We start from the raw sequence: 2,076 nt of genomic DNA, 5'->3' as shown, positions 1-2,076 counted from the left end.
CTGTATTGGCAATCACTAGTTCAGCGGCACGCGCTGCTTTGTCTTCATTAGCAATCACGAGCTCTCCTGCCCGTTTGGCTTTCTCTTCACCTTCAAAGAGGAGTTCTGTATTGGCAATCACTAGTTCAGCGGCACGCGCTGCTTTGTCTTCATTAGCAATCACGAGCTCTCCTGCCCGTTTGGCTTTCTCTTCACCTTCAAAGAGGAGTTTTGCTTTAAGACTATTCTCCCCAGAAATAGCCTGATGACTAACGACTGCATAAATTCTACCGTTATGAGATATAGGAGATACTCTCCCAATAAACCAACGTTTCTTCTGGGGGGAATGGCAGGAATATTTAAGGGCAAACTCTTTCAAGTCGCCACGTAGCACTTTACGAATACCAGAGCCCATATCACTAGCATTTAAAGCCTCGCCACCTAAAGCATGATCACACACTGTCAAGTAGTTCTTCCCCAGGAAATTTTCCGTAACCCGATTTATGGAGTTCTCAGTAAAAAAATTAATCCAAGCTTTATTAACTTGAACAATAATCCCGCTAGAGGCTACAACAGCAATTTCCAACTTAAGCAAGTCCAATATTTGTTGAGACGAAATAATATTGAGATTGGCATCATTATTTCCAACCCCTTCAGACAACGAAGGAATTAGATGGTTAGTCATCAGGTCCACAAGGAAATCACTAGGGTTTAACTGTAGCCAATCAACTATGGTAGTTAAATGACTTGCCGATGGGTAAGCTAAACCTTTTGACCACTTTCTGGCTGTCTCTGTACTAACAATAGATGTTCCGTGAGCTCTAAGATTAAATTGTGTAGCAATGAAAATATTTGATGGGGCAGTTTTATATTTTCTATATAAGCTAGCATTAAATGCGGCTGCAAAACGCTTGGTAGTTTTATCCCGATTAGGCATAAATCCCCCCTAAGGCTGGCTGAAAAAATTAAATTAGTCAAATATGAGAATAAACACTGAAAATTCGTCTCTTGCTCGCTATACATGGCCTAGCAATTCTATGCTTATATTCCAGTTTGAAGTAGTTTTATTGGAGATGCTTATTGGTTCCAGCCAAAATAGGTCAAAAAGATACAGGTATAGTCAAATTAGCTTGTATCGCCGCTGCCTTATTTCACTTTCATCTTTTTTTGTGCCCACTAGAATGCCCTTCGTTTAAATCTTTTTAAATATGTTGGACATTGCTCCATCTATTCCCAATAATTAATTTAAAGCAATCCGAAGAGTGCTTTGGGAAAAATAGTAAGCGACTATATTTTTACAGTGGGCTAATTGGGTTCAAGGACTACTCCTTATTAGGGGCATCCCCTTATAGAGCCTTTTCCTTATCGTCCAAGCTATTAAATTTAATTTTAGGAAGTGTCAGCAGCGCTAAATTATTGTCATCGCGAGATACTCCACCACCGGAAACCGCCTCTTTAGAATAGTCTTGCGGGGATGTTGCCTCAAGAATAATTATTCCCTGGTATTGATTATTGAATGGCGCTACAGGAACCTTGGCCTGAACAGGGATAACCACCGGAACAGAAGTAATCGTTAAAACACCTGCTACTGGCGTAATGTTGTAGTTGTTTGCAGTGCCAGCGGCTACTGTTATTGCTGAAGTGCCTACCGGTGTTGAAGTTGTTGCTGTGCTATTGGCTGTAGAAGCTGTCAAACCAGCAGTTGTACTTGCTGTATCGCCATTTACAAAGCCTACCAAGCTAACTGATAAGGCTGGGTTAGTAGTACCAAAGACTTTAGAGGCATCGTTAGCCGTTGCGGTCAAAGTTGCTTTAGTAACCGTTAACTGCCCTGCTACTACGGATACTGAGTAGTTAGTATCAGCAGTTAAATTTGCGTTGATAGAGTAGTCGCCGACATTACTAGCCGAAGTAGCTGTAGATGAATAAGAAGCTGTTGGTGTAGTACCGCCAGCAACTAAACCACTCATTGAGCCAGTAAAGACCGGCAGTGCTGCACCATAAACCTTAGAGGAGGCATCGGTAGTCACCGTCAAAGTAGCTGGAGTGATCCTTAAGGTACCATTAATCAAGGCAAAAGTGTAATTGCCTGAAGCC

General features: G+C 41.7%; 1 protein-coding gene and 1 pseudogene. Both read right to left on the bottom strand.

Annotated features, from left to right (window positions below; translation table 11 throughout):
• Window positions 1-916: pseudogene (locus CBI30_RS02610) on the bottom strand (hypothetical protein); the annotation flags it as partial.
• Window positions 917-1,325: 409 nt separating this feature from the next.
• A partial coding sequence (locus CBI30_RS11095) for an MBG domain-containing protein (RefSeq protein ID WP_169711242.1) occupies window positions 1,326-2,076 on the bottom strand: 751 nt, incomplete at its 5' end.

Source organism: Polynucleobacter aenigmaticus (assembly GCF_002206635.1).
Taxonomy (GTDB): Bacteria; Pseudomonadota; Gammaproteobacteria; order Burkholderiales; family Burkholderiaceae; genus Polynucleobacter; species Polynucleobacter aenigmaticus.
This window is presented reverse-complemented; position numbering and strand designations above follow the sequence as displayed.